We start from the raw sequence: 19,171 nt of genomic DNA on the forward strand, positions 1-19,171 counted from the left end.
GCCTCGCGCGCTTTACGCGTGCGCCGCCTGTTCCGCCGACGGCGCCGCGCCCTCGCGCCCGCCGAACAGACCCGCCATCCAGCGGCCGATTTCCTCGGCATTGGTCGCCCCCGTCGCGCGTACCGGCGAGAGCCGGCCGCCGGCGAGCACCGCGAGGCGATCGCAGATGTCGAACAGCTCTTCCAGTTCCTCCGAGATCACCAGAATCGCGACGCCGCGCGCCGCCAGATCGAGCAGCTGCTGACGGATGAACGCCGCCGCGCCGACGTCGACACCCCATGTCGGCTGCGCGACCACCAGCACTTTGGGCGCCTGCAGGATTTCGCGCCCCATGATGTATTTCTGCAGATTGCCGCCGGACAGGCTTTGCGCGAGCGCGTCCGGGCCGCCGCAACGCACATCGAACGCGTCGATGCAGCGCTTGGCGAACGCACGCATCGCGCCCGCCCTGATCCAGCCCGAACTCACCATCTGCTGACGATGCGCGGTGAGCAGCGCGTTCTCCGATAGCGACATCGCCGGCACCGCGCCACGGCCCAGGCGCTCCTCCGGCACGAAGCCGAAACCGAGCGCGCGCCGGCCGCCCGCGCCGAGACGCCCGGCCGCCTTGCCGCAAATCGTGACCGCGTCGGCGCGCACGCCGCGTTTTTCACCGGACAGCGCCGAGAGCAACTCCGCCTGGCCGTTGCCCGACACGCCCGCGATGCCGAAAATCTCGCCCGCATGCACGCCGAACGACACGTCGTGCAGCGACGTGCCGAACGGGTCGTCGCTCTCCACCGACAACTGCTTCACGTCGAGCAGCACGGCGCCCGGATTGTGCTCGCGGCGCGTGTAATCGGGCAGCGAATGGCCGACCATCAACTGCGCGAGCGACGCATGCGTCTCGCCCTTCGGCTTCACGTGACCCGTCACACGGCCGCCGCGCATCACCGTCGCGCTGTCGCACAGTTCCTGGATTTCGTCGAGCTTGTGGCTGATGTAGAGAATGCTGCAGCCTTCGGCCGCCAGCCGGCGCAGCGTCGCGAAGAGCTTTCTCACCGCTTGCGGGGTCAGCACCGAAGTCGGCTCGTCCATGATCAGGAGGCGCGGATTCTGCAGCAGACAGCGCACGATCTCGACGCGCTGCCGCTCGCCCACCGTCAGGCTGTGCACGTGACGCTGCGGGTCGATGTCGAGCCCGTAGTCGGCCGAGACTTCGCGGATGCGTTTGGCAAGCGTCTTCAGATCGAACGGTTCGTCGAGTGCGAGCGCGATGTTTTCGCCGACCGTGAGCGTCTCGAACAGCGAAAAATGCTGGAACACCATGCCGATGCCGAGCTTGCGCGCCGCCGCCGGGTTCGCGATCTCCACCACCTCGCCTTCCCAGCGAATCTCACCGGCGTCGGGCCGCACCGCGCCGTAGATGATCTTCATCAGCGTGCTTTTGCCGGCGCCGTTTTCGCCGAGCACCGCGTGGATTTCGCCCGGGGCGACGATCAACCTGACGTCGTCGTTGGCGCGCACTGCCGGGTATTGTTTGCTGATGCCCTGGAGCATCAGCCGGGGCGCCGCCCGGGGTGCCGTCTGGGTCGGCCTCGGTGCCGGCTGCGCGGCGGCGCCGTCGCTATAAGAAGAGTCGCTCATGTGATTCCGTAGTGCGTCAGTGACTACCGGTTCCGGCGCGTCCGCCCACCTTGCCGGCGGACGATCCGTCACCACAACCGGATGACAATACCTAATTCGACCCGCTCAGTCGAGCCATCAAAATTCCCGCAAACCCGCGCCGCAGCGCGCTCTGCGGGTATGCCACCCTTGACGTCGTTTTTCGTTCATATTAAAACGCATATACCCCCACGCCCGTTCGATCAGCCAGAACATATATTTCGGAGAAGTCATGAGCCAGCAACGCGAGGCGATCGATACGTACCTACTGCGCGTCTTGCACACCTTGTTGATGGAGCGCAGCGTCACCCGCGCGGCCGTCAAACTGAATCAGTCGCAACCTGCAATCAGCGCGGCGCTGCGCCGGCTGCGCGACATCACCGGCGACCCGCTGCTGGTGCGCGGCAAATCCGGCATGGTGCCGACCGAGTACGGCCTGCGCCTGCTCGAGCCTGTGCAGAACGCGCTGCGCGAAATCGAACGCATCAAGTTCCAGCAGCACAACTTCGATCCGGCGACCTCGATCCGTTGCTACCGGATCGGCTGCCCCGACTACCTCAACGTGCTGTTCGTGCCGACGGTGGTCGAACGTTTTCGCCAGGCCGCGCCGAACGCGACGCTCGAATTTCACTCGCTCGGTCCCGCCTTCGACTACGAACTCGCGCTCGAGGACGGCAAGCTCGACATCGTGGTCGGCAACTGGCCGGAGCCGCCGGAGCAGTTGCATCTGTCGAATCTGTTCGTCGATCAGATCGTCTGCCTGATGAGCACCACCCATCCGTTCGCCAAACGCGGCGGCCTCACGCTCGACCAGTACCTGAACGCCCCGCATCTCGCGCCGACGCCTTATTCGGTGGGCCAGCGCGGCGCGATCGACGTGCATCTCGCGCGCGAGCGCCTGAAGCGTCACGTGGTCGTCACGTTGCCGTACTTCAATCTGGCGCCGTACGTGCTGATCAAATCCGATCTGATCTTCACAACGACGCGCCTCTTTGCCGATTACTACGCGAAGTTCCTGCCGCTGACCGTGGTGCCCGCGCCGCTCGATTTCCCGCCCATGCAGTACTACCAGCTGTGGCACGAACGCGTGCATTACTCCGACGAAGTGCGCTGGCTGCGCAGTCTGGTCGCCGAAGCGACCAGGACGTTGATCGACAAACCCTGACGGCTCGTTGCGCAGCCTGTTACGCGGGTGGCGGGCGTGTACCGTGCATGACGACGGCATCCCTGCGCCCTGTTCGCCCGCGCTCCCCGCTTTTCTCTTCGCTTTTCTCTTCTACGCCGCCGCTTCGTAAAGCGTCTTCGCCAGCCGGTTGTGCTGCTCGATGACCGGCCCGAGTTCCAACGTCGTCAACTGGCCGTCTTTCACCACCACCTTGCCGCCGATTACGCTATGGCTCACCTGCGAAGGCGCGCAGAACACCAGCGCCGCGACCGGGTCGTGCAACGCGCCCGCAAACAGCGGCTGACGCAGATCGAACGACACGAAGTCCGCCGCCATGCCCGGCGCGAGCGCGCCGATGTCGTCGCGATTGAGCACTTTCGCGCCGCCCAGCGTCGCGATCTCCAATGCGTCGCGCGCGGTCATCGCGTCGGGCCCGAAACCGACCCGCTGCAACAGCAGCGCCTGGCGCACTTCGGCGACCATCTGCGCGCCGTCGTTCGAAGCCGAGCCGTCGACGCCCAGCCCCACCGGCACGCCCGCGAGACGCATCCGCTTGACCGGCGCGATGCCCGATGCAAGCCGCATGTTCGAACACGGACAGTGCGCCACCCCGGTGCCCGTGCGCGCGAACAGCTCGATGCCCGCGTCGTCGAGTTGCACACAGTGCGCGTGCCACACATCGTGGCCGACCCAACCGAGATCTTCCGCATACTCGGCGGGCGTCATGCCGAACTTCTCGCGGCTGTATGCGACATCGTTGACGTTCTCCGCGAGGTGCGTATGCAGCGACACGCCATACTGACGCGCCATCGCCGCCGACTCGCGCATCAGCTCGCGGCTCACCGAAAACGGCGAGCACGGCGCGACGACCACGCGCAGCATCGCGTAGCGCCCTTCATCGTGATACGTCTCGATCAGCCGCTGCGTATCCTTCAGGATGTCCGCTTCGCGCTCGACCACCGAATCCGGCGGCAAGCCGCCGTCCTTCTGCCCGACGCTCATGCTGCCGCGCGCCGCATGAAACCGCATGCCGATCCGCCGTGCCGCCGCGATGCTGTCATCGAGCCGGCTGCCGTTCGGATAGATATACAGATGGTCGCTCGACGTCGTGCAACCGGACAGCAGCAGTTCGGCCATCGCCGTCAGCGTCGAGACTTCGATCATCTCCGGCGTGAGATTCGCCCACACCTTGTACAGATTCGTGAGCCAGCCGAACAGCTCTGCGTTCTGCGCGGCGGGCAACGCGCGTGTGAGGCTCTGATACATGTGGTGATGCGTATTCACGAGGCCCGGGATGACCAGGTGACCGCGCATGTCGAGCACTTCGTCGGCGGTGGGCGGCAACTGCGCCGTCGGCCCGACCGCGACGATGCGGTTGTCCTCGATATACAGACCGCCGTCGCGCAGTTCGCGCCTCGCGCCGTCCATCGTGACCAGCACGTCCGCGTGCTTGACCAGCATCGTTTTCTTCGGCTTACCCGACTGGTGTGCCACCTGTTCCATCGTCATTCGTTTTCTCCGCTTCAGTACTTCCGTGCAAAGCCGCTCGAACGCGATGTGGCGGCCCGCCAACCGCGCCGCCGCGTCCCGTCGAACGCCGTTGGCCCGGTTACCCGGCGTGCTTCGCCGTCTTCGGGGTGTGCCGCAGCCGGCTCGTCTGCGCTGCGGCGCACAGGTGTAACCTTCGACGGCCAAAATAAGCATGGCAACTCGCGCCAATGCGATACCCAAGTTCAGGCTATCGATATAGTGGGCCTTTTTTGGCGCCGCTACGATCGAAGCGACGCGCAGCAGTCGACGCAAGCGACTCGTTGCGACTTTCGTCGGGTTGTCCAACATGCGCCAGGTATTATCTTTCCTATCTCGCGCGCGCTGAACGGAACAACCTTTTTACAATGGCTGCCACGGCGCTCGCTTCAATTCGCCGACGGGTATGTAGCCACTGACGTGGAGCCTCGATCCGCCGCAAACGTATCTGGATCGGGCTGCCGCCGAAACCTCGCAAACACACAAGGAAAATTGCGAATGGGAAAGCTCACTACCCATGTGCTCGACACCGCGAACGGCCGTCCCGGCGCGGGCATCAAGGTCGAACTCTTCGCGCTGGCGGGCGACACGCGCCGCGCGCTCAAAACCACCATCACCAATGACGACGGCCGCTGCGACGCGCCGCTGCTGGAGGGCGACGCGCTCGTCGCGGGCGAATACGAACTCGTGTTCGGCGCGGGCGACTACTTCGCGTCGATCGGCACGAAGGTGCCGGAGCCGCGTTTCGTCGATCGTGTGGTGCTGCGCTTCGGCGTGGCCGACGCCGCTGCGCATTATCACGTCCCGCTGCTGGTGTCGCCGTGGTCGTACAGCACGTATCGAGGCAGCTAGAAGGCGTTGGCGCCGGCCATGTCCGATTGCATTGCGCAGATGCTCGCCGGCACTTTCCTGATGCCTCGCGAGCACCCGCGAAACGTATTCGAACGCACATGGCCTCTCCCGACCCGACGAACCTGAGACCCATAACAAATCGACGCCGTGCGAACTGAGCGCACCGCGTCTTCGACCCCGCAGTCAGCGCGGTGAGCCCGGGCGGCCCGAGATCCGTCAGACGGGTCCAGCGCGGCGCCGAACGTCATCGCGCGTACAACGAATCAGAAGTGGAGGAGTGTCATGGAAGGCTTTATCACCGACTGGTTGAATCTGGCGATTCGCTGGTTCCACGTCGTCGCCGCGATTGCCTGGATCGGCGAGTCGTTCTATTTCGTTGCGCTCGACAACAGCCTGAAACCGCCGCAGGACCCGAACCAGCGCCGGCGCGGCGTGTTCGGCGAACTGTGGCACGTGCACGGCGGCGGCTTCTACAACATGCAGAAGTACACCGTCGCGCCCCCGGAAATGCCCGACGATCTGCACTGGTCGAAGTGGCCGTCGTACACCACGTGGCTGTCTGGCTTCGGCCTCTTCACCGTGCTGTATCTGTTCTCGCCGACCACGTATCTCATCGATAAGAACGTGCTCGACATGGGCCCGGTGGTCGCCGTCGCATCGGCGATCGGCTTCCTCGCGGCCGGCTGGATCGTGTACGACTCGCTGTGCCGCATCCTCGGCAATCGCGACAAGGTGCTCGGCATCTGCGTCGGCGTGTACGTGGTGATCGCAGCATGGCTCGCGTGCCATATCTTCGCGGGCCGCGCGGCCTATCTGATCATGGGTGCGATGCTGGCGACGATCATGTCGGCCAACGTGTTCTTCGTGATCATTCCGGGCCAGCGCAAGATGGTCGACGCGATGCTCAAAGGCGACACGCCGAACCCGATCTACGGCAAGCGCGGCAAGCAGCGCTCGGTGCACAACACGTATTTCACGCTGCCGGTGGTGTTCGCGATGCTGTCGAACCACTACGCGATGACCTACACGCATCCGTACAACTGGGCCGTGCTGCTGGTCATCATGCTGGCGGGCGCGCTGATCCGCCAGTTCTTCGTGATGCGCCACCGCGGCCAGGTGCTGTGGTATCTGCCGCTCGTCGGCATTGCGCTGATGTTCTGCGCACTCTTCTGGACCATGCCGAAGCCGCTCGTGCCGCAAGCGCAGGCCGCGAACACGCCGGCGGTCAAGGTGGCCGACATCGCGCCCGTGCTGCAACAGCGCTGCGTGGCCTGCCACTCCGCGCATCCGACGATGATGGGCAGCGCGCCGGCCGGCGTGCTGCTGGATACGCCCGATGAAATCTCGCAGAACGCGCAGCGGATCTATCAGCAGGCCGTGACGTTGAAGGCGATGCCGCTCGGCAACGTGACGCACATGACCGACGACGAGCGCATGAAAATCGCGGCCTGGTTCGAAGGAGGCGCGGCGAAGTAAGCGCGGCGGCCGGACGCGAGGTTCGGCTTACCTATCGACGCAGCGGCATGAAGCGGGCTTTTCGCGCGAGCGGCAAGCCCGCTTTTTTTCGTCCTGAAGGGCGTGGCCGGGCACGGGTCAGGACGGTCCCCCCATCAACATGTAGCCCTTAGGCTACAAAAACTCTCGAAAATCGATAAAATGTAGCCCTTGAGACACAAATTTCAAAAGTGTTTTTGTAACCCATGGGCTACAATATGGATACTAATTGCCGAAATTGATGCCCCAGGGCTACATATGACCCATCTCGCCGACGTATCGGACATGCTGAAAGCGCTGCGGCGCGAAAACAACCTGTCGCAAGAGGAACTGGCGCGCCGCGCCGGCGTGGCGCGCACCACCGTCGCGCGCATGGAAACGCTCGCCCGCAACGACATGAGCGTGTCCGTGCTGCTGCGTCTGCTCGAAGCGGCAGGCTACGACCTCAAGTTCGTCGCGCATGGGCATGGGCGCACGCTGGAAGACATCCTCGCTGAACAACGCAGCCCGGAGCCAAACCAGTGAGGCTCGACGTCCAGGTGCTGGGCAGGAACGTCGCCACGCTGTTTCGCGAACGCGACGACTACGTCCTCAAATACAACGCCGACGCGCGCGCCGCCGACTTCGTCAGCCTGACCATGCCGGTGCGCGAAGAAGCCTGGCGCTGGCCGCGCGACCTGCATCCGTTTTTCCGGCAGAACCTGCCTGAAGGTTATCTGCTGAATCTGATCCGCGAGCAGTTCGGTCCGTTGCTCGACGGCACCGACCTGTCGTTGCTCGCGGTGGTCGGCGCGATGGGCATCGGCCGCGTCACCGTAACACCCGAAGGCGTCGCGCCCGGCACCGAACTGCAAGCGCTCGACGTTCAGGACATTCTGCATGGCGACAACACCGCCGATCATTTCGCGCAGCTCGTGCGCGAATATGCGCGCGCGGCCATCTCGGGCGCCGTGCCGAAGTTCATCGCGCCGCAGGAACAGGCGGCCGGCGCCGCCGCGCCGATGGTGCTCGGCAAGCCGACCATCCGAACCAGCCGCCACATCGTCAAAGGCTCGGACGACAGCACGCCGTTCCTCGGCTTCAACGAGTTCTACTCGATGCGCGTGCTGGAACGGCTCGGCGTCGCGCCGGTGGCGCGCACGCAGATGTCGGACGATGGCCGGGCGCTGGTGGTCGAGCGCTTCGACGTCGATGCACAAGGACTGCCCGCGTATGGCGTCGAAGACATGTGCGGCCTGCTGGGTTTGCCGCCGCACGAAAAATACAATTCGACCAGCGAGAAAATGCTCAATGCCGCGCGCGCCTATCTGCTCGATCGCGACAGCATGCGGCAGCAGCTCCAGCAGCTCGGCTGGCATTTGCTGACCAACTACGTCGTGCGCAACGCGGACTGCCACACGAAGAACATCGCGCTGTTCTACAGCTCGGTCGACGACGTCGCGTTCACGCCCGTCTACGACATCGTCACGACGCAGGCTTATCCGCGTTTCGCGGCCAATCCGCCGGGCCTGCCGATCGACGGCCGCAAGACCTGGGCGGCCGGCAAGACGCTGGAGCGTTTCTTCAACACGCGCATGGGCATCGCACCGCGGCAATACGCGCAGATGGTCGAGGCGTTGTGCGATTCGGCGGTTGCCGTCGGTCATGAGGTGATCGAAGCGGCACGCAACGAACCGCAGTGGCACACGGTCGCGAAACAGATGCTGCACGCGTGGGACGACGGCATGACGGCGTTGCGCTCGCCGAAGAAGAGTGTGCCATTCAGGGGGCTCAAACCGGCGATCGAAGCCGCCGGGTTTTCCGCGCCCGAGCCGGTCGAACGGGCACGCGAAGTGATTGGACGCTCGCCGCTGCTGGGTAAGCGCTGAGGCTTCGGGCGTTGTTTCCCGTGGCGCCTGAAGGTGCGTTCAGGCTTCAGGTTCGCGCATGCAAAAAAAGCCCACGGCGTATGCCGTGGGCTTTTCTTCGCTCACCACCTCAAACCGCTACTGCGCTCAACGCATCTTCAGTCAGCCATAGCGACTCGGCCAGATCCTGCTCATTCAGGTTGAGCCCCTCACCGCCACGATCGATGACGATAAAGTCGCTCACGTCCCCCAACGCGATCAGCGGATGGTGCCACACGCCCTTCGCATAGTTGACGCCCTGCCAGCCGCTCGTGACGAACGCGCGAATCTTCACCGCGTCCAGTTCACCCGCCGGCGCCACCACGACCAGATACGGTTTGTCGTTCAGCGGCACGAACGCCTGACTGCCGAGCGGATGACGCTCCAGCATCTTCACTTCGAACGGCAGCGTACGCGGCTGTCCGCGAAACAGGTTCACCAGCGTGCGGCCGTCCTCGTCGGTGACATCCACTTTCGCGAGATCGTGATAGCGGATCGTCGTGCCGAGGTTGATCGGAATCTGCTTCGCGCCTTCGAGTTCGATCACGTCGCCGAACGCGGCGAATGCTTCCTTTGTCAGCGGTTCGATAGCGAGCGTTTTCATGATGCGAGCGTGCCCCACAGACGCAGACGCGATACGCCGCCGTCCGGAATGATATTGAAGCGAATATGCGTGACCGGCCCGAGCGCCGCGATCTCGCTTTCGAAGAAATGCTGCTTGTCCATCTGCAGCTTCTGTTCGCCGAGCAGGACCGGCCAGAACATCGCCTGCGTGACGAGCGAGCTGTCGGTGCCGCCCTTCACGTACGCGGCCTGGATCGAACAGCGGTCAGGATAATTGCCCTTGAAGTGCGCCGTGTCCACTTCGATCTTGCCGATCACGCCCGGCTGCGCCAGCGCGACAATTGCCCAGTCGTTGCCCGGCTCGCGACGGCGCCGTGTTTCCCAACCGTCGCCCATGTTCACGCCGCGGCCCGGCATCAGCAGCGTCGACGCCGCGCCGAAGTGCTGATTGTTGGCCGCGACCAGATACGCGCCGTTTTCCATCGCGGCCAGATCGAACTGCTCGGTGCGGCTCGCGCCGGCCCAGTCGACCTGCGGCTGGCCATACACGCGCAGACGCGCGATCCCGCCGTCCGGATAGATGTTCACGCGCAGGTGCGTGTACGCGTTCGCATCGCTCACATCGAGATAGTGGTGGCTATTGCCCTGCAATGTGGTGGACGGCACGATCTCGGTCCACTGCGTGGACTGATTCGGCGCGCCGTCGATCACGCGCGCCGCCTCCACCGATGCCGCCGGCGGAAAGTTGCCCGTGAAGTGGCTGGTGTCGAGGTCGAGCCCCTTGATCACGCCAGCACGCGCGAGCTTCACGACGCACCAGTCATAGCCGGTGACGCGCTTGCGGCGGGTTTCCCAGCCGTCCATCCACTTGCCGTTGTCATCGTACTTGCCGGGGATGAAGACGGCCGGCTCCGGATTCAGCATGCGCTCCTTCGGGGCGAAGAAGTCGTCGCTGGACTCGAGCGCCTGCGCGCCCAGACGCGGGTCCGCCAGGTTCACATAGCGGCGCGTGAATTCCGGTGCGTTGGGGTCGAGAATCGGGAGTGCCATCGTTGTCGTCCTTGATGTGTGAAGGTGCTGGAAAAACGTTGCCGTTCGAGGGCCGCGACGCGAGTCTCAGGCGTACCGGAGGCCTACGCGTCGATCAGGTCGTCGAGCCGGAAACGTGCGATGCGGTAGATCTGATCGAGGCTCGCGCGCAATTCGTCGGCGTGGCTGTTGTTCACGCGCGCCTCGAAGTTGGCGATGATGCCGTGACGGTCGTAGCCGCGCACCGCGAGAATGAACGGGAAGCCGAACTTCTCGCGATACGCGCTGTTCAGCGCGAGCAGTTTGTCGAACTCTGCCTGCGTGCATTGCGCGAGGCCCGCGCCGCTCTGCTCGCGCGTCGATTCGGCGGTCAGCTCGCCGCGCACCGCGGCCTTGCCGGCAAGCTCCGGGTGGGCGTTGATCAACGCGAGCTGCTTCTCGTCACCGGCCGTTTCGACGATGCCCGACATCGTGCGATGCAGTTCGTCGATGCTCGCGAACGGCCGTTGCCGAGCGGCGATTTCCGCGACCCACGGCGAGTGCTCGAAAATGCCCGACAGCGCCGCGACGAACGCGTCGGCCGAGATGCTGTTGAGTTGGTTCAGAGTGTATTGCATCGCCTTCATGCGGCCGTCCCGCGGTTGCTTTGCTGGTAAGGATGATGTTCGCGCCAGTGCCGCGCGATATCGACGCGCCGCGTCACCCACACCCGATCGTGCTGTTCGATATGGTCGAGAAAGCGCTGCAATGCGCGAAAGCGCCCAGGGCGTCCGAGCAGGCGGCAGTGCATGCCGATCGACAGCATCTTCGGCGCTTCGTCGCCCTCTTCGTAGAGCACGTCGAAGGCGTCGCGCAGATAGGTGAAGAAGTGGTCCGCGGTGTTGAAGCCTTGCGGGCTCGCGAAGCGCATGTCGTTGGTGTCGAGGGTGTACGGCACGATCAGTTGCGGCACCCGCGCGCCTCCCGTCACGTCGACGTCCATCCAGAACGGCAGATCGTCGCCGTAGTAATCCGAGTCGTACAGGAAGCCGCCGTATTCGGCCACCAGCCGATGCGTGTTCGGGCTGTCGCGGCCGGTGTACCAGCCGAGCGGCCGCTCGCCCGTCACGCGTTCGATCGCCTCCATGCCGAGGCGCATGTGCTCCGCCTCTTTCTCCGGCGACATGTCCTGATAGTGAATCCAGCGATAGCCGTGGCACGCGATCTCATGGCCGAGTTCGACGAACGCGCGCGCCACCTCGGGATGGCGTTCGATCGCCATGCCCACGCCGAACACTGTGAGCGGCAGCTTGCGCCTTTCGAATTCGCGCAGGATGCGCCAGACGCCCGCCCGCGAGCCGTATTCGTAGATCGACTCCATGCTCATGTGACGCGCCGGATACGCCGCCGCACCGACGATCTCCGAGAGGAACTGCTCCGAACCGGGATCGCCGTGCAGCACGCAGTTTTCGCCGCCCTCCTCGTAGTTCAGGACGAATTGCACCGCGACACGCGCTCGCCCAGGCCAGTTGGCCTGCACCGGGTGGCGGCCGTAGCCGATCAGATCGCGTGGGTAGTTCGGGTCGAGTGGCATGGTTTGACGGATGCGTGGTGACGGTACGTAAAATTCGCGCGGCGCTCACGCGGCAAGCACATCGCGCAGTCTGTGCATGAGCATGTGGGCCGTGCACGAGGTGCTCGCCGCCGCCGACCCAACCCTCTGAATCAGCCGCAAAAAAGCACTTCAGGCACCCGCGCCGAGTTGATCCAGTGTAGCGAAAACACCCGGGTGCGCCCATACACCCGGCCAGATAGTGCGTGTCAGACGGAATGTATGTGCTGGCCCGGCGCGCTAGCGTTTACCCGCAGCGGATCCGCGGCTTCGGCGTCGTGCGGGCGCTGCGGATCCGGATCGGCCGGCGCCGGGCTAAACGCGGCCAGCGCGCCGTCGTAGCGCTTGGCCAAGGGCCTCGCATAGTCGCCGCGCTTGGCCGTCGACAGACGCAGTGCGACCAGCGCCTCCGTCCATTTGACAGCGGCTGTCACGCCTTCGATCACCGGCGCGCCGAGCGCGTCCTCGATCTCCGCGCATAGCTCGGCCATGCCCGCGCACCCGAGCACGATCGCGTCCGAGCCGTCCTCGGCAAGCGCACGCCGGCATTCGTCGAGGATGATGCGGCGTGCGGCCGAGCCAGGCTTGTCGAGATCGAGCACGGCGACGTCGGTCGCGCGCACGTTGCGGCAAAACCGCTTCATGCCGTAACGCTCGGCGAGGTGCCATGCCATGCCGCAGGTCCGCGCGAGCGTCGTCACCACCGAGAAGCCAGGCGCCAGCACGCTCGCCGCGTGCATCGCCGCCTCCGCGATGCCGATCACCGGACCACGCGCCAGCTCGCGCGCCGCGTATAAACCGGGGTCGCCGAAGCAGGCGATCACGTAGCCGTCGCAGCCCTCGCGCTCGCCCGCGGCGACTTCGGCCAGCAAGCCCGGCGTGGCGAGCGCCTCGTCGTAATAGCCTTCGATCGACGGCGGCCCCATGGTCGGATTCACCGCGATCACTTCGGTACCGGGCGAGGCGACTTCACGGGCGCAGCGGCCCATGGCTTCGGTCATACGCTGCGTCGTATTCGGGTTGATCAGTTTGATGCGCATAGGAACTCCAGTTGACGCGCTTCGAAGGAAGCCCGCCTGGGACTGTGGGATTCAGCGTGCGAGTACGCGATAGAACAGCGCACCGAGACCCGCGCCGATGAACCAGGAGAAATTCGCCATGCCGTCGAGCCCCGGCGTCATCACGCAGATCACCGCGATCAGCGCGGCCGGCAGCAACGCGGCCACGGCCCGGTAGTTGACGCCATTGCGATACCAGTACGAGCCGGTGGGCGCGACCGTGTACAGATCGTCGAGCACGATCTTCTGACGCTTCACGAGATAGTAGTCGACGATCAGGACGCCGTACAAAGGGCCGATGAAGCTGCCGAGCACGTCGAGCGTGTAGTGGATCACCGCCGGGTTGTTGAACAGATTCCACGGCGTGATGAAGATCGATGCCACCGCCGCGAGCATTCCGCCCGCACGCCAGCTGATGAGGCGCGGCGCGACGTTCGAAAAATCGAAGGCCGGCGAGACGAAATTGGCCACGATATTGATGCCGATGGTCGCGATCGTGAAGGTCAATGCGCCGAGGATCACCGCGGTCGGATAGTCGATATGGCCGACCGTTTCGACGGGGTCCGTGATCAGCTCGCCGAATACCGGCAACGTGGCGGCGGTCGTGATCACCGTCACCAGCGAGAAGGCGAGAAAGTTGACCGGCAGACCCCAGAAGTTGCCGCGCTTCACACTGCGAAAACTTTTGCCGTAGCGCGAGAAGTCGCCGAAATTCAGCATCGGTCCGGAGAAGTACGAGACCACCAGCGAGGTCGCCGTGATCATCACCGGCACCACCTGCATGCCGTGATATTTGACGCCGCCCAGGTTGATGCCGATGTTGCGCCATCCCGCGCGATACACCATGTAGCCTGCCAGAATGAACATCACCACGTAGACGGCGGGACCGGCGAAGTCGATGAACTTCTTGATGGTCTCCATGCCATGCCAGAACACCAGCGCCTGCAAGACCCACAGCAGCATGAAGCCGGCCCAGCCGAGCGTCGACAGGCCCATGAAGCCATGATGATGAACGTCGGCATAAGGCAGCAGCGACGGCACGAACTTGAGCACGACGATCACCAGCGCGCTCGACGCGAGATAGGTCTGAATGCCGTACCACGCGACCGCGATCAGCCCGCGAATCACCGCGGGAATATTCGCGCCGAGCACGCCGAAGGTGGCGCGGCACGCGACCGGGTAAGGCACGCCGTTCGCCTGGCTCGGTCTCGCGATCAGGTTGCACAGCAGGTTGACGATCGTGATGCCGACCAGCAGCGCGATCAGCACCTGCCAGCTCGTCAGCCCGAGCGCGAACAGACTGCCTGCGAACACGTAGCCGCCGACGCTGTGCACGTCCGACATCCAGAACGCGAAGATGTTGTACGCGCCCCAGGTTTGATTGCGCAGCGGCGCGAGATCTTCGTTGTAGAGCCGCTCGCTGTAGCCGGCCGGCATCGACGGATCGGCTTGCGTGCCTTCGTCTGTATAAGTGGACATCGAGGGATTGCCGGGCGCTGCACTGAACTGAGCCATGATTCCTCCTTGAGATGGGGACCGTCGATAGCGCATCGAAGGACGTTGCACCGGCCATCCCGGTCGCGCCCTCCTCGCCCATCCGGGATCGAGAGAGCGGCGCCATCCGGCAGGCCGTGCCGCGGGCGTCTCCGTACTGAAGTACTTGTGGTTATCGCATCGCCAGCCGCCGCGGATTCCCGGCGATGCGTCGCTGCTCGAAGTCGGTCGCGTGGCGACGGACGTGCGTGCGCAAGCCGGCAGCGCTCACGCCGAGCCGCCTTGCAACGCCTGATTCGGTTCAATTCAATTCAGTGCCGCGCGCGCCGCTGATGGACGCGTGCCTGTTCCTGCTGATTCGTGCTCGTTGGTGCTCGTCGGTGCTCTTGCTGCATGCCTCAGCCCGATGTCGATCCTGCTTTGGACGCCTCTTTCGATGCCGCGCCCCGCGCGCCGAACACTTCATGCAAATCTGCCGCACCACGTGCGGGGCGCTCCAGCATCTTCAACTCGACGCTTTGCAGATGGCGCGACATCAATGCCGCCGCCTCTTTCGCATCGCCGGCGTCGAGCGCGGCGAGAATGGCTTCATGGTCTTCGAACGAACAGGGACTGCGCCCAAGCGACTCGTACAGCGCGGAAATCAGCGTCGAGCGCGCGACCAGTCCATTCAGACAATCGCACAGCACGGCGTTGCCGGTGAGCCCCGCCAACTCGGTATGAAACTCGCCGGACAGGCGAATCCACGCCGGAAAATCACGTGTTTCGAACGCCTTGCGTTCACGGCCGATCATGCTGCCGATACTCTTCAATCGCCGCATGCCGTGGCCGCTGCAGATCTTTTCGACCACTGCGAGTTCGATGATGCGGCGCATTTCGAACACCTCATGCACTTCCTGCAGCGACGGACTCGCGACGAACGCACCGCGATTCGGTTCGAGATCGACGAGGTGGTCGGTCGCCAGTTGCGCGAGCGCCTGGCGGATAGTGCCACGCTTCACGCCGAATACTTCGCACAACTGTGCTTCGGTCAGCTTGGCGCCGGGTGCGAGCCGATGTTCGAGGATCGCGGCGCGGATGCGCTCTGCAATCGCTTCGGGCTTCGAACTGTTCGCGGCGGCGTCTGTGTCGGACATGATTTGCGTCTCGGTATGGTGGTCATCATAGGATGGACATAAAGATTGTCAACAATTTTTCTTTGGAACTTTGACAATCTTCGTTGCGGGCCCGGTCGGCTGGTCAAGCGGCGCGTGGCGTCACAAGGCCTCGCTTCAATATGAGTTTAATTAGGTGGCGCGGAGGCTGTCTATTGGGTGCGCATTTTGTCAACAAAATGGAAACCTTCACTGGGACTGGCCCGTATGTGGGCGACGCGAATAGCTGACAGTTAGTTGCGTTTGTAAAATCAAAAGAAAGCGGGCCATTGCCCGCTTCGCTCCGGCCCAGTCCGGCCCGTCAGGTCAGCCGAGACACGGATAGCCGGACAGGCTCAGCTCGAACCCATGCGCATCGGCGACGAGATGCGCGTCCGCGCCCACCGGCAACGTCAGCATGTTGCGGACATGCCCGAACTGCAACCCCGTGACGACCGGAATGCCGATCAACGACCTCACCTGCTCGATCGTCGCGCTCAGGTCATAGCCATTGTCGTAGTCGTACGCTTTGCTGCCCGAGAAGTCGCCGAACACGAGCGCCTGCTGCTGCGCGAGGATGCCGGCCAGATGCAGTTGATAAATCATCCGCTCGACCCGGAACGGCTGCTCGTTGACGTCCTCGATGAACAGGATGCCGCCCTGCACCGGCGGCATGTACGGCGTGCCGATCAGCGACGCCAGCACCGCCAGATTGCCGCCCCACAGCATGCCCGACACGTCGACCGGCTGCGCTTGCGGCGTGTTGCCCGTCACCGTCATGGTCGGCTGCGACACAGCGGACCAGAAGTGTTGCATCGTGAATTCGCTGAGATCCTCCGCGCCGAAATCGCTCATCAGCATCGGACCACCGAACGTTTTCAAGCCGGCGCGCGCCAGCAGCGCGAGCTGGATCGCGGTGAAATCGCTATGGCCGACGAGCGCGACTGGCTGACCGGCGAGGCGCCGTTGCAGCCCTTCGTAGTCGAGTCCGTGCAGGATGCGCACCGCGCCGTAACCGCCGCGCACGGCCAGCACCACGTCGGGCAGCTTGCGCGACGGATCGGCGAGCCGGTTCAGATCGGCCGCGCGCTCGCCGTCGGTGCCCGCGAAGCGCTGATAGCGGCGCTTCGTCGCGTCCTCGCCGTCGACCCGGTGTCCCTGAGCATGCAGACGACGCAACGCGCGATGCACCACCTCGGGGTCGTGCGGATATCCGGACGGCGCAATCAGTTCGAAAGTGCGATGGACGGTCATGGGCAAGACCTGCTGAAGGTGGTTGTTTTAATGCGGCTCGGTGCGGGTATGAGCCGGCTCGCCGTCGGCTTCCGGAGCCGCTTCGGGACCTGCGTCACCACGCGCCGCCGCGCGTGCCGCGCGGCTCGCGCGGCGCCGCTCGGCGAAGAACGACTTGAGCGCCGCGCCGCATTCGGCTTCGAGCACGCCGCCGCTCACCGTGGTGTGATGATTCAGTTGCGGATTCGCGAACGCATCGACGACGCTGCCGCATGCGCCGGTTTTAGGATCGCGCGCGCCGAACACGACGCGGGCAATGCGCGCGTGCATGATCGCACCGGCGCACATCAGGCACGGCTCGAGCGTCACGTAGAGCTCGCAGCCCGGCAGCCGGTAGTTCTCGACAGCTTGCGCGGCGGCGCGCAACGCGACCATTTCCGCATGTGCCGACGGATCGTGCGCGCCGATCGGATGATTGAAACCTCTTGCGATGACTTCGTCGCCGCGCACGAGCACCGCGCCGACCGGCACTTCGCCGGCCGCGCGTGCTTCTTCTGCGGCGGCCTGGGCGAGCGCCATGAAGCGGCGATCACGTTCGGAGAAAATGGCGGACACCGGTGGATCGGCGGGGGTGTTGGCGGGGGTCGCCTCTGTGCCGCTAGCGGCCGCCGACGCTACGGAAGCGTCGGCCGCGTCGGCGCACGCCGATATGGACTCGTTAGGCGCGACTGGCACGTCCGGCATTTCATGGGATTCGCTGGATGCCGGCTCTGGCCGTGGCCCTGAGGCGGCGCGGTGGACGAGCGCGTCGCTCACCGCGAACCCGCGTCAGCCGTATTGAGGTTGCCGACGCGCTCCAACAGCCGCTCGGCGATTCGCCGGCAATAGTCGCGCGGCAAAACCAGCGGGCCGCCGCGCAGCGATTCGAGCGCCATATCGAGCGCCAGCATGCGCGCCTGGAGACGGCAACGGGTAGCCTGGTCACTCACGGCATTCAGCTCCGTTTGCAGGTCGCGCAACGCGCGCAACTGCTCGACCGCGGGCGGCACGAAGCCCGCGTTCTTCAGGATCCGGTTGGCGACGCGCACCTCTTCCGGGACCAACGCATCGTCGTCCTGGGGCAGCGGCGCACCCGCGCCCGGCAAGTCGTCGAATTCACCACGCGCGGCGGCGGCGGCAATACGCTGTTCGACAAGCGCATCAAGCAATCTCATCTGCAATCCACTACGTTGCGGCCCAAGCATTCTATCAGGGAGCGCACGACCGTTCTGCCCGTCTGGTGGGCAAAACGCGCCGGTTTTCAGATATTGCGTATTTGGGGGACGCATAGAGGTCGGCAACAGTGAAAGATCCGTCTGGGCGGCGCTTCTGGCGCAGGCGGCAGTGGTGCTGTACGGGCCGTTTGCGCGCGTGAAGCTGCCTGCTGTCTCCCGCCCGTTCCATGAAACGGAGGCATGACAGAGGCATGACACACACGCAGCGCGCGCCCTCACATTGCCAGGCCGCCGCAAATCATGACTCAGCCGCCGCCAGCGGCCAGCGAGCCAGCGCAACATGGCGCGTGCGTCCAAGCAGACTGTGTATCAACGCAAACTCGCGCACGTTCCAGCACGCCGATTCAACTGGACGCTCCGCAGCCCAAGGCATGCCATACGCCAAAGTGACGTGCGGCACGTAGGACGTGGCGATTGAACCCGCGCGTTCCCCAAAACCGGCGTGCTGCAACGCGTGCACCAGCGCGTCATGAAGCGCATGAAGACCGACGAAGCCCTCGCCACCGGTCAAGACAAGAGGACCCGGCCGGGGTTTCGACCCAAAGCTCGCGACCGCGTCAAATCCGACCGTGAATGGCGCCATGTGAATCGACGCGGCGGCCCGTATCGCGGCATCCACCTTATCCGGAGGCAGGCCGCCTGCGAAATTCCCGAGATGCAGCAATGTCACATGCAGACGGTTAGCCGCGAGCGGCTTGCTGCGCACGCGCGTGTCCGCGCAGAGTTCTTGCGCGAGCTTCGAAATCGTGGCCGCCGTATTGACGTCGGGGAAGACCGCGAAAAACAGACCGTCTGTTGGCGTCGGCGGCGCTTCAAGTCCGGGCAACCATAGTTGTTCAGGCATTTCGTTCGTCACCGGGTAAAGCCGGCATAGAGGAATCTTCCTTCATGTTGAAGTTCGCGCGCGACCACGACGCATCAGTGGCACCCCTGTGTTTCCCGGATGGGGACCACATGCACTCACGTTCCGCCCACGAGTGACACTGTACATTCATACAGTATCTGCAGCAATGTGCAACTGCGCAAAAAGCTCGAAGTGTTGGACGCCGCCGCGAAATGCGATGTGGCACGCACAAGCAGTGGCGTCCTTAACGGCGGCTCGCGTGGCATCGTCGGGTTGGGCGTCTGCATCGGCGTGGCATTTGCACAGTTTTACGCCGCAAGGCCGCTGCATGCCGTCGCTGGAAATACTGCGCGCCAATTTCTGTTGATACGGTCGAGAAAGGC

18 protein-coding genes are annotated in these 19,171 nt (G+C 64.4%); 5 read left to right on the top strand and 13 right to left on the bottom strand.

Features of this window, described 5'->3' with window-relative positions:
• Nucleotides 1–12 precede the first annotated feature (12 nt).
• Nucleotides 13–1,626 carry an ABC transporter ATP-binding protein gene (locus ACZ9H4_RS20290; protein ID WP_408153757.1) on the bottom strand — a complete coding sequence of 538 codons (1,614 nt, stop codon included), beginning with the start codon at nucleotides 1,624–1,626 and terminating at the stop codon, nucleotides 13–15.
• 250 nt (nucleotides 1,627–1,876) lie between these two features.
• On the opposite strand from ACZ9H4_RS20290, the gene ACZ9H4_RS20295 reads away from it, so the two are divergent.
• Nucleotides 1,877–2,809, top strand: coding sequence for a LysR substrate-binding domain-containing protein (locus ACZ9H4_RS20295; RefSeq protein WP_408143875.1), 933 nt, complete (start codon nucleotides 1,877–1,879; stop codon nucleotides 2,807–2,809).
• A 111-nt stretch (nucleotides 2,810–2,920) separates the two neighbouring features.
• Here ACZ9H4_RS20295 and ACZ9H4_RS20300 read toward each other — a convergent pair whose 3' ends face one another.
• Nucleotides 2,921–4,318 carry an 8-oxoguanine deaminase gene (locus tag ACZ9H4_RS20300; RefSeq protein WP_408143878.1) on the bottom strand — a complete coding sequence of 466 codons (1,398 nt, stop codon included), beginning with the start codon at nucleotides 4,316–4,318 and terminating at the stop codon, nucleotides 2,921–2,923.
• 516 nt (nucleotides 4,319–4,834) lie between these two features.
• On the opposite strand from ACZ9H4_RS20300, the gene uraH reads away from it, so the two are divergent.
• The 4 genes from uraH to ACZ9H4_RS20320 all read left to right on the top strand — a co-directional run bounded on the left by uraH (nucleotide 4,835) and on the right by ACZ9H4_RS20320 (nucleotide 8,550).
• On the top strand, nucleotides 4,835–5,188 hold the full coding sequence (uraH, locus tag ACZ9H4_RS20305) for a hydroxyisourate hydrolase (protein WP_408143880.1): 354 nt from the start codon (nucleotides 4,835–4,837) through the stop codon (nucleotides 5,186–5,188).
• 282 nt (nucleotides 5,189–5,470) lie between these two features.
• Nucleotides 5,471–6,664: a urate hydroxylase PuuD gene (locus tag ACZ9H4_RS20310; protein ID WP_408143882.1), complete on the top strand. Its 1,194-nt coding sequence runs from the start codon at nucleotides 5,471–5,473 to the stop codon at nucleotides 6,662–6,664.
• Nucleotides 6,665–6,940: 276 nt separating this feature from the next.
• Nucleotides 6,941–7,207, top strand: coding sequence for a helix-turn-helix transcriptional regulator (locus ACZ9H4_RS20315; RefSeq protein WP_408143884.1), 267 nt, complete (start codon nucleotides 6,941–6,943; stop codon nucleotides 7,205–7,207).
• A complete protein-coding gene (locus ACZ9H4_RS20320) occupies nucleotides 7,204–8,550 on the top strand; it encodes a type II toxin-antitoxin system HipA family toxin (RefSeq protein WP_408153759.1) in 1,347 nt (448 codons plus the stop codon). The genes ACZ9H4_RS20315 and ACZ9H4_RS20320 overlap by 4 nt, the downstream gene beginning before the upstream one ends.
• A gap of 109 nt (nucleotides 8,551–8,659) precedes the next feature.
• Here ACZ9H4_RS20320 and ACZ9H4_RS20325 read toward each other — a convergent pair whose 3' ends face one another.
• The 11 genes from ACZ9H4_RS20325 to ACZ9H4_RS20375 all read right to left on the bottom strand — a co-directional run bounded on the left by ACZ9H4_RS20325 (nucleotide 8,660) and on the right by ACZ9H4_RS20375 (nucleotide 18,788).
• Complete coding sequence (locus ACZ9H4_RS20325) at nucleotides 8,660–9,172, bottom strand: ureidoglycolate lyase (RefSeq protein ID WP_476120532.1); 513 nt, start codon at nucleotides 9,170–9,172, stop codon at nucleotides 8,660–8,662.
• Nucleotides 9,169–10,182 (bottom strand): allantoicase, encoded by a 1,014-nt coding sequence (gene alc, locus ACZ9H4_RS20330; protein WP_408143889.1) that lies wholly within the window; start codon nucleotides 10,180–10,182, stop codon nucleotides 9,169–9,171. The genes ACZ9H4_RS20325 and alc overlap by 4 nt, the downstream gene beginning before the upstream one ends.
• Nucleotides 10,183–10,265: 83 nt before the next feature.
• On the bottom strand, nucleotides 10,266–10,787 hold the full coding sequence (gene uraD, locus ACZ9H4_RS20335) for a 2-oxo-4-hydroxy-4-carboxy-5-ureidoimidazoline decarboxylase (protein ID WP_408143892.1): 522 nt from the start codon (nucleotides 10,785–10,787) through the stop codon (nucleotides 10,266–10,268).
• Nucleotides 10,784–11,734, bottom strand: a complete 951-nt coding sequence (gene puuE, locus ACZ9H4_RS20340; RefSeq protein WP_408143894.1) for an allantoinase PuuE — start codon at nucleotides 11,732–11,734, stop codon at nucleotides 10,784–10,786. The genes uraD and puuE overlap by 4 nt, the downstream gene beginning before the upstream one ends.
• Nucleotides 11,735–11,961: 227 nt before the next feature.
• The gene (locus ACZ9H4_RS20345) at nucleotides 11,962–12,792 is read right to left on the bottom strand and encodes an aspartate/glutamate racemase family protein (RefSeq protein WP_408326276.1); all 831 of its coding nucleotides are present in this window, start codon (nucleotides 12,790–12,792) and stop codon (nucleotides 11,962–11,964) included.
• Nucleotides 12,793–12,843: 51 nt separating this feature from the next.
• Nucleotides 12,844–14,325: an NCS1 family nucleobase:cation symporter-1 gene (locus ACZ9H4_RS20350; RefSeq protein WP_408143898.1), complete on the bottom strand. Its 1,482-nt coding sequence runs from the start codon at nucleotides 14,323–14,325 to the stop codon at nucleotides 12,844–12,846.
• Between the two features lie 377 nt (nucleotides 14,326–14,702).
• Nucleotides 14,703–15,440 carry a GntR family transcriptional regulator gene (locus ACZ9H4_RS20355; protein ID WP_476120536.1) on the bottom strand — a complete coding sequence of 246 codons (738 nt, stop codon included), beginning with the start codon at nucleotides 15,438–15,440 and terminating at the stop codon, nucleotides 14,703–14,705.
• A gap of 324 nt (nucleotides 15,441–15,764) precedes the next feature.
• Entirely contained in the window at nucleotides 15,765–16,691 is a 927-nt protein-coding gene (ldcA, locus tag ACZ9H4_RS20360; RefSeq protein WP_408143902.1) for a muramoyltetrapeptide carboxypeptidase, read from the bottom strand.
• Nucleotides 16,692–16,718: 27 nt separating this feature from the next.
• Nucleotides 16,719–17,285, bottom strand: coding sequence for a tRNA adenosine(34) deaminase TadA (tadA, locus tag ACZ9H4_RS20365; RefSeq protein WP_476120808.1), 567 nt, complete (start codon nucleotides 17,283–17,285; stop codon nucleotides 16,719–16,721).
• A 197-nt stretch (nucleotides 17,286–17,482) separates the two neighbouring features.
• Complete coding sequence (locus tag ACZ9H4_RS20370) at nucleotides 17,483–17,884, bottom strand: DnaJ family domain-containing protein (RefSeq protein WP_476120539.1); 402 nt, start codon at nucleotides 17,882–17,884, stop codon at nucleotides 17,483–17,485.
• 298 nt (nucleotides 17,885–18,182) lie between these two features.
• Nucleotides 18,183–18,788 (bottom strand): 2'-5' RNA ligase family protein, encoded by a 606-nt coding sequence (locus ACZ9H4_RS20375; protein WP_476120541.1) that lies wholly within the window; start codon nucleotides 18,786–18,788, stop codon nucleotides 18,183–18,185.
• Between the last annotated feature and the right edge of the window lie 383 nt (nucleotides 18,789–19,171).

The sequence above is a fragment of the Paraburkholderia sp. TE9906 genome, from assembly GCF_056279605.1.

Coding starts and splice junctions, on each gene's coding strand:
- ACZ9H4_RS20350 (WP_408143898.1), bottom strand. CDS start 14,325: ATGGCTCAGTTCAGTGCAGCGCCCGGCAATCCCTCGATGTCCACTTAT.
- ACZ9H4_RS20345 (WP_408326276.1), bottom strand. CDS start 12,792: ATGCGCATCAAACTGATCAACCCGAATACGACGCAGCGTATGACCGAA.
- ACZ9H4_RS20375 (WP_476120541.1), bottom strand. CDS start 18,788: ATGCCTGAACAACTATGGTTGCCCGGACTTGAAGCGCCGCCGACGCCA.
- ACZ9H4_RS20315 (WP_408143884.1), top strand. CDS start 6,941: ATGACCCATCTCGCCGACGTATCGGACATGCTGAAAGCGCTGCGGCGC.
- ACZ9H4_RS20290 (WP_408153757.1), bottom strand. CDS start 1,626: ATGAGCGACTCTTCTTATAGCGACGGCGCCGCCGCGCAGCCGGCACCG.
- uraH (WP_408143880.1), top strand. CDS start 4,835: ATGGGAAAGCTCACTACCCATGTGCTCGACACCGCGAACGGCCGTCCC.
- ACZ9H4_RS20355 (WP_476120536.1), bottom strand. CDS start 15,440: ATGTCCGACACAGACGCCGCCGCGAACAGTTCGAAGCCCGAAGCGATT.
- ACZ9H4_RS20300 (WP_408143878.1), bottom strand. CDS start 4,318: ATGACGATGGAACAGGTGGCACACCAGTCGGGTAAGCCGAAGAAAACG.
- puuE (WP_408143894.1), bottom strand. CDS start 11,734: ATGCCACTCGACCCGAACTACCCACGCGATCTGATCGGCTACGGCCGC.
- uraD (WP_408143892.1), bottom strand. CDS start 10,787: ATGAAGGCGATGCAATACACTCTGAACCAACTCAACAGCATCTCGGCC.
- alc (WP_408143889.1), bottom strand. CDS start 10,182: ATGGCACTCCCGATTCTCGACCCCAACGCACCGGAATTCACGCGCCGC.
- ACZ9H4_RS20325 (WP_476120532.1), bottom strand. CDS start 9,172: ATGAAAACGCTCGCTATCGAACCGCTGACAAAGGAAGCATTCGCCGCG.
- ACZ9H4_RS20370 (WP_476120539.1), bottom strand. CDS start 17,884: ATGAGATTGCTTGATGCGCTTGTCGAACAGCGTATTGCCGCCGCCGCC.
- ldcA (WP_408143902.1), bottom strand. CDS start 16,691: ATGACCGTCCATCGCACTTTCGAACTGATTGCGCCGTCCGGATATCCG.
- ACZ9H4_RS20295 (WP_408143875.1), top strand. CDS start 1,877: ATGAGCCAGCAACGCGAGGCGATCGATACGTACCTACTGCGCGTCTTG.
- ACZ9H4_RS20310 (WP_408143882.1), top strand. CDS start 5,471: ATGGAAGGCTTTATCACCGACTGGTTGAATCTGGCGATTCGCTGGTTC.